8 protein-coding genes are annotated in these 7,243 nt (G+C 38.5%); all 8 read right to left on the bottom strand.

The window, feature by feature from the left end; translation table 11 throughout:
* Positions 1-514 precede the first annotated feature (514 nt).
* On the bottom strand, positions 515-2,002 hold the full coding sequence (gene lysS, locus SPK86_RS05425) for a lysine--tRNA ligase (protein ID WP_330948808.1): 1,488 nt from the start codon (positions 2,000-2,002) through the stop codon (positions 515-517).
* A gap of 233 nt (positions 2,003-2,235) precedes the next feature.
* On the bottom strand, positions 2,236-3,225 hold the full coding sequence (gene dusB, locus SPK86_RS05420; RefSeq protein ID WP_284140743.1) for a tRNA dihydrouridine synthase DusB: 990 nt from the start codon (positions 3,223-3,225) through the stop codon (positions 2,236-2,238).
* A 2-nt stretch (positions 3,226-3,227) separates the two neighbouring features.
* Positions 3,228-3,449 carry a helix-turn-helix transcriptional regulator gene (locus SPK86_RS05415; RefSeq protein WP_330948807.1) on the bottom strand — a complete coding sequence of 74 codons (222 nt, stop codon included), beginning with the start codon at positions 3,447-3,449 and terminating at the stop codon, positions 3,228-3,230.
* Positions 3,419-3,925, bottom strand: coding sequence for a 2-amino-4-hydroxy-6-hydroxymethyldihydropteridine diphosphokinase (gene folK, locus SPK86_RS05410; RefSeq protein WP_284140741.1), 507 nt, complete (start codon positions 3,923-3,925; stop codon positions 3,419-3,421). Before folK ends, SPK86_RS05415 begins: the two co-directional genes overlap by 31 nt.
* Positions 3,918-4,286, bottom strand: a complete 369-nt coding sequence (folB, locus tag SPK86_RS05405; RefSeq protein WP_330948806.1) for a dihydroneopterin aldolase — start codon at positions 4,284-4,286, stop codon at positions 3,918-3,920. The genes folK and folB overlap by 8 nt, the downstream gene beginning before the upstream one ends.
* Positions 4,279-5,109 carry a dihydropteroate synthase gene (gene folP, locus SPK86_RS05400; protein WP_284140739.1) on the bottom strand — a complete coding sequence of 277 codons (831 nt, stop codon included), beginning with the start codon at positions 5,107-5,109 and terminating at the stop codon, positions 4,279-4,281. Before folP ends, folB begins: the two co-directional genes overlap by 8 nt.
* 176 nt (positions 5,110-5,285) lie before the next feature.
* A complete protein-coding gene (gene cysK / locus SPK86_RS05395) occupies positions 5,286-6,212 on the bottom strand; it encodes a cysteine synthase A (RefSeq protein WP_284140738.1) in 927 nt (308 codons plus the stop codon).
* A gap of 96 nt (positions 6,213-6,308) precedes the next feature.
* Positions 6,309-7,220: a peptidylprolyl isomerase gene (locus SPK86_RS05390; protein ID WP_284140737.1), complete on the bottom strand. Its 912-nt coding sequence runs from the start codon at positions 7,218-7,220 to the stop codon at positions 6,309-6,311.
* Between the last annotated feature and the right edge of the window lie 23 nt (positions 7,221-7,243).

Raw genomic sequence — 7,243 nt, 5'->3', positions numbered from 1 at the left:
AAAAACGAGGTCCGTTTTTCTTGACATACTGGTCGTTTTGTTCAGTTTTCAAAGAGCAAAAAATAATTCGCCGTTCAAATTGGCGACTTGATTATCATACCATGCACACTCTTTAATGTCAATAACTTTTTTGTTATTTCTTTTTCGTTTTTTATAAAGAATTGCGCTTGTCACCAACCTGTGTTGCTAATTTGGCGACTTTTTAAATATACCATGTTTGCTATGGTGTGTCAACAAAATTTTTAGTTGCATTTCACGGGAAAGATTCTTTCATTCATACTTTCTTCGTGAAGCAACGTTATTAAATTTACCATGATTATTCCCTTAAATCAAGATGAAAAACCAAGAAAAAATGTGGTAAAAAATTCCTTACATTTATTTATCCGAATCAAACCCTTATCAAACACTATTAGTAGTAGTTAAATTCTAATTCTGACCAGGTGTAGTGTAAAGGATAGAAAAAGACACCCTAGCTCAGCCGTGAGCCTGGGTGTCCAATATACTTCAATATTCATTATTTATTACGCATTTGCGGGAACAATAGCACATCGCGAATGGATGGAGAATCTGTTAAGAGCATGACCAGACGGTCTATGCCAATTCCTAATCCACCAGTTGGAGGCATTCCATATTCCAGTGCCTCTAAAAAGTCTTCATCCATTAAATGAGCTTCATCATTTCCTTGTGCTCTTTCGTTCACTTGTGCTTCAAACCGTTCGCGCTGATCAATCGGATCATTCAACTCACTGAATGCATTGGCGTGTTCACGACCAACAATAAACAATTCAAAGCGGTCGGTAAAGCGCTCATCCTCTTTGTTCTTTTTCGCCAACGGAGAAATTTCTACTGGATGGCCGTAAATAAATGTAGGCTGTATTAATTTCTCTTCTACTTTCTGTTCAAAAAATTCGTTTACAATATGGCCGTATGTCATTGCATCCGTTATTTCTACATGGTGCTCTTTCGCTAGCTGTTTCGCTTCTTCATCACTCATATGATTCCAGAAGTCTACACCAGTATGCTCCTTCACAGCTTCAACCATATGCACTCGCTTCCACTTCGGTTCAAGATTAATTTCTTGTCCCTCATACATAATCGTAGTTTTTCCTAATACCTGTTTTGCAATATGAGCAATCATATTTTCTGTTAAAGCCATAATATCACGATAATCAGCAAATGCTTCATATAATTCGATCATCGTAAATTCTGGATTATGACGTGTCGATACACCTTCATTACGAAATACTCTACCAATTTCATAAACCTTTTCCATACCACCCACAATAAGACGCTTTAAATGCAGTTCAATTGCAATGCGCATATATAATGGAATGTCTAATGCATTATGATGCGTTTCAAATGGACGAGCAGCTGCTCCACCTGGGATTCCATGCATCATCGGTGTTTCAACCTCTAAAAAGCCTTGTCCATTTAAATAGCTTCGCATCTCTTGAATAATCTTACTGCGAAGTACGAATGTTGCTTTACTATCCATGTTCGTAATTAGATCAAGATACCGCTGACGATAACGTTGTTCGATATCTTTTAAACCATGATATTTCTCTGGTAATGGGCGTAAAGCCTTCGTTAGTAATTGGAATTCCGTTGCTTTCACAGACAGCTCGCCTACATTTGTTTTAAACATAGCACCCGTAATCCCAACAATATCTCCTAAATCAACGGAATTAAAAATGCCATAGGCTTCTTCGCCAATTGCATCTTTACGAACATAAATTTGAATTTGTCCACTAGCATCCTGAATGTGAGCAAATCCAGCTTTCCCTTTACCACGCTTTGTCATAACCCGCCCAGCGATTGTCACAACAAAATCGGTGCTTTTTTCTTCTAGCTCTTCTTTCGAATATTTATCATAGCGTTGTTTTAAATCTTCCGCTAAATCTGTACGCTCAAATTTTCCGCCAAATGGGTCGATACCTCGGGTGCGGAGATCCTCCATTTTTTCATAGCGAACACGCATATGTTCATTTAATTCTTCCGACATGTATATCACTCCAATTATTCCTTTATATGTATGGTTAACAGTAACGATCCTTATTAACCACTAGTATATATAAGATTGCATTTGTTTTCATCCATTATTATCTATACGGGCATGATTTGCACAATGTTAAAAACAATAAAGTTACCATATTAGATTCTAGTACGACGTTACCAACCAATTTTGCAAAAGGAGAATCCGCCAGATTATCAACCTGACGGATGCTTATTCATTTGTTAAGACGCTTTATGCTCTCCTTCAAGCTTGGCCACATAAGCATACAAGACTTCCACTACTGCTTCTCTAGATTCCGTTTCATTTATTTGTCTGCGAACCTGTCCGTTTCCGTTTAATCCTTTTAAATACCAAGCTGCATGCTTGCGCATTTCCATAACCGCAACTTTTTCTCCCTTTAGTTGAATCAGTCGATCCATATGAAGGATACAAACATCAATTTTCTCCTTTGGTGTCGGATCTTTAATCAATTCACCTGTTTCTAAATACTTCACGGTTTGATAAATAATCCACGGGTTTCCAAGTGCTGCACGACCTATCATGACTGCATCTACACCCGTTTCATCAAGACGTTTTTTAGCAATCTGCGGACTATCAACATCTCCATTCCCAATTACAGGAATAGATACGACTTGCTTTACCTGTTTAATAATCTCCCAATCTGCAACGCCTTCATACAATTGCTTTCTTGTCCGCCCATGAATTGCCAGTGCTTTTGCTCCAGCTGCTTCAATAGCCTTTGCATTATCAACCGCATAGATATGCTCCTCGTCCCAGCCACTACGCATCTTTACGGTTACGGGCTTTTCGACAGAACTGACTACAGCTGAAACCATTTCATAAATTTTATCAGGGTCTAGCAACCAACGCGCACCTGCATCACATTTAGTAATTTTTGGAACAGGGCACCCCATATTTATATCAATAATACTTGCATTCGTATTTTGATCAACAAATTGTGCCGCTTCGACTAATGTCTCTTTTTCACCACCAAAAATTTGCAAGCTCATCGGCATTTCCTGTTCATCAATAAATAGCATGTTCATTGTTTGTTTGTTTTTATTGACTATGCCTTTATCGCTTACCATTTCTGCCGTTACTAGTCCAGCTCCAAACTCCTTCACCGTTAGACGGAAAGCATAATTGGATACGCCAGCCATCGGTGCAAGCACGACACGATTCGGAATCGTTATATTCCCAATCTTAAACAAGATCAGTCCTCCTTCTCACCTTGTTGCATGATCATTTCTTCCTTCTCTATTTCAAGCTTTGCTGCTATTTCATCAAGCAATGATTCAGGAGGCTTGCGAACACCACGTTCTGCAGCACCAAGTACTGTTAATGGTACACCAATTTCTTTGGCAAATTGAGCCTGTGTATATCCTTTTAACTTCCGATATCCTTTTATTCTCCTGCCAACTCGTCTTGTGTCCATTTTTTTACGCCTTTCTTATCGCTTTCTGGAAGCTCCGCCAGCAAAGTCTTTACAAACGTTTCCCCTATTACAAGCTCAGGTACAAGCTCGAGTAATGGGATTAGCACGAATGCTCGCTCCATCATTCTTGGATGAGGAACAATCAATCGCTCCGTTTTTATATTTTCGTTATTATAATACAAAATGTCAAGGTCTATTGTTCTAGGACCAAAGCGAATCTCTCGTTTTCTGCCTAGTTCATTTTCAATTGTTTGACAGACATCCAGTAGTTCTATTGCTGATAAAGTTGTTTCCACAGCAATAACTTTGTTTAAAAAATCTGCTTGTTCCTTATAACCAACCGGTTCCGTTTCATAAATCAAGGACTCTTTACAAACGGATATTTGACGATGTGCTGCTAATCGTTCCATTGCTTCTGATAAATAACGAAAACGTGGTTCAATATTTGTACCTAATGCTATAAATGCTTTATTCATGATCTTTCTCCCGTAATATTTCTACTGATACCGCTTCATAATGACCAGGAATTGGCGGATCAGGCTTTTTCACACGTACAAGACATGCGTCCAATAAATCAAACGTGGCGAGTAATTTAGTCGCTATCAAGTCAGCTACCGCTTCGATTAAATTTTTAGCCTCTCCTTCGACGATCTCTTTTACCAATTCATAAACCTGTCCATAATGAATGGAATCATGCATGTTATCCGTTTTTCCAGCTCTACTTAAATCTGTAAACAATTCCACATCTACCTGAAATCGCTGACCTAGCTTATTTTCTTCTGGAAATAAGCCATGGTATCCGTAAAATTGCATATTTGTTAAAACAATCTTATCCATCAGCCCTTGCTCCTTCTCTTACCATTGCATCCATTACTTTAGCCATCTCCACATTTACTTTTACATTGTGCACGCGAATCATTTGCACGCCTTTAATAATTCCCATACAGGTTGTTGCACCTGTACCTAGATCCCTTTCTTTGGGGTCTGCATTCAATATATTTCCTATAAAAGTTTTGCGAGAGGTACCAAGCAGCACAGGATATCCCATTTCTACAAATTGTTCTAAATGATTCATTACAGTTAAATTATGCTGTGCGGTTTTCGCAAATCCAATACCTGGATCCAGAATAATATGCTCCTCTGGCACTCCTGCTTGTTTAGCAATTTCAATGCTTTCCTTTAAATCCTGTTTCATATCATCAACAAGCGAATGGTATGCTTTATTATTTCTGTTATGCATTAAAATGATGGGTACATCATAATCTGCTGCAACCTTCGCTATCTCAGGCTCTTTTTTAGCTCCCCATACATCATTAATAATTTCTGCACCAGCTTCAACCGCCTGCCTTGCTGTCTCTGCCTTATACGTATCAATTGAAATTGGAATAGACACCTTTTCCTTAATCGCTTTAATAATTGGAACAACACGCGCTATTTCTTCTTCCTCAGACACGGGGGCATGTCCTGGTCTTGTTGATTCACCACCCACATCAATGATATCTGCACCTTCTTTTTCCAAGCGGACTGCTTGGGCTACCGCATCGTCAACAGTTACATACGACCCACCGTCTGAAAAAGAATCCGGTGTAACATTTACAATTCCCATAATATGTGTTCGCTTTGATAAATCAAAGGTTTTTTTCTTTGTTACTAGCTTCATCGTACGCCAACCTTCCTAAACAATTATCTTGCTCTATCGTATCATATGCGAAAATTGATGTCGCCTATTTATTGATTCTACAAAATAAAACCAACACTGATAGCACGCGATTTACAACACACTTCATAGCAAAAAGAACAGCATGGTTTTCCCATGCCGTCCTTTGCCTTTAATTGTTATTTTTCTTCGTCAAATTGATACAATGGTGTTGACAGGTAACGCTCACCATTATCAGGTAAGATAGCAAGAACTTTTTTTCCTTTTCCAAGCTCTTTTGCTACCTTTCTTGCTGCTGCGATGGCCGCTCCAGCAGATATACCACCAAGAATACCATTTGTTTTCGCTACTTCCTTTGAAGTTGCAAATGCTTCCTCATTCGAGACTTTAATGACATGATCATAAACATCTGTATTTAATATTTTGGGAACAAATCCCGCACCAAGTCCTTGTATTTTATGTGGTCCTGCAGTTCCACCAGAAAGTACAGCTGAATCCTCTGGTTCTACTGCATAAATCGAAATGTCTTTAAACGCATCTCGCAATACCTTTCCAGCACCTGTAATGGTACCTCCTGTTCCAATGCCCGCAACAAACGCATCCAGTCCGTCCTTCATTTGTTCAACAATTTCTTTTCCAGTTGTCCGTTCATGTACGGTAGGATTTGCTTTATTATTAAATTGCTGTGGCATAAAATAGCCGTTTGCTTCTTTTAACGCTTCCGCCTTTTTAATGGCACCTTTCATACCTTCTGCACCAGGTGTTAACACAAGCTCTGCCCCATACGCGCGCAATATATTTCTCCGCTCCTGACTCATTGTATCAGGCATAACAACAACTAACTTATAGCCTTTAGCAGCTGCAACCATCGCAAGTCCAATTCCAGTATTTCCGCTTGTAGGTTCAATAATCGTATCTCCATCTGATAATTGACCTTCTTCTTCAGCAGCTTCAATCATCGCTAATGCGATTCGATCCTTTACAGAGCTTCCCGGATTCATGAACTCTAACTTTACAAAAATATCAGCAGCATCATCTTGCTCTTTTTTCAATTGTACAATCGGCGTTTGCCCAATTAATTGACTGATGTTATTCGCAACTCGCATTAATATTCCTCCTTAATTCATAGTAAACTTATAGGATTTATATATAATGTATGTTTTCTTCTACAAAATGTCAACAATACTGCTTTTTTAGGCTTGTTATTTTTCATTATATATCCAGTCTACCTTTAGCTCTTTCCACAACGGATCAGCCGTCAATGATTGCTCCATTTTTTCTAATGCTAATTCTGACTTAATATATGGTTTTAGTTCTTCATAAGAAAATTGGATTTCGGGTATGAAACGATGTAAGTAAATAATAGCTGCTCCATTCCCTACTGCAAAAGGCTCACTATACGTATGCTGTTTCATGTTTAAAGCTTGGTCATAATAACCATCCGGTAAAAATTGACTTGTTTCCGTGAAATAACCGAGGTAACCTCCGTCTTTTTTTGACTCTTCATCTGTCGTATATTCTCTTGCAAGTAAAGCGAATGACGCCCCCTCATCCAACTCTCTTTTTACTTTCTTTGCTGTCTCCATATCGTTAACAACAATATGCGAAAGCTGAATCGATGTACTAAAATCATATTGCTTATGATAGCCATCAAAATACGCTTTTAGTTCTTCCTCTGGTATACGAACATCTTCTGTTAAGAGCGCTTCAAGCTGATACCGATAAACAATATCGCTTTTCCACTTCGTTATTTGCTTTTCCATTTCTTTTTTTGAACGTATTCCTTGCATGGAAGTAAGATAAGCTATTTCTCGTTCAATAACTTTATCATGAACCTTTATATCTTTTTTATGTGCTAGCTGACTGACTACTTCACGATCAATCATGCCCTTTAGCTGTCTTTCCCCATGCGTATTTCGCATTGCCTGCATCCATTCATCAAAGCTTATTTCTTCTTTGCCAATAGTTGCTACCGCTTTTTTTCGGTCAACTTCCTTCTCGCCATCGCCAATATCTACAACTTGCTGTTCTCCATCTCTCGACCATAATAGTAAAGTTGCTACATTTGTAATAAGAAGCACAACTATAATCGATAACAAAAATCTTCTCGTCATACCTTACTCCCTTTCCTCATTCA

The organism is Virgibacillus sp. MG-45 (assembly GCF_036409425.1).
Lineage (GTDB): Bacteria > Bacillota > Bacilli > Bacillales > Amphibacillaceae > LDC-1.
This window is presented reverse-complemented; position numbering and strand designations above follow the sequence as displayed.

Bases quoted from the DNA above. Each gene is read 5' to 3' on its own strand.
- SPK86_RS05390 (WP_284140737.1), bottom strand. From the start codon at position 7,220: ATGACGAGAAGATTTTTGTTATCGATTATAGTTGTGCTTCTTATTACA.
- folP (WP_284140739.1), bottom strand. From the start codon at position 5,109: ATGAAGCTAGTAACAAAGAAAAAAACCTTTGATTTATCAAAGCGAACA.
- folB (WP_330948806.1), bottom strand. From the start codon at position 4,286: ATGGATAAGATTGTTTTAACAAATATGCAATTTTACGGATACCATGGC.
- lysS (WP_330948808.1), bottom strand. From the start codon at position 2,002: ATGTCGGAAGAATTAAATGAACATATGCGTGTTCGCTATGAAAAAATG.
- folK (WP_284140741.1), bottom strand. From the start codon at position 3,925: ATGAATAAAGCATTTATAGCATTAGGTACAAATATTGAACCACGTTTT.
- SPK86_RS05415 (WP_330948807.1), bottom strand. From the start codon at position 3,449: ATGGACACAAGACGAGTTGGCAGGAGAATAAAAGGATATCGGAAGTTA.
- cysK (WP_284140738.1), bottom strand. From the start codon at position 6,212: ATGCGAGTTGCGAATAACATCAGTCAATTAATTGGGCAAACGCCGATT.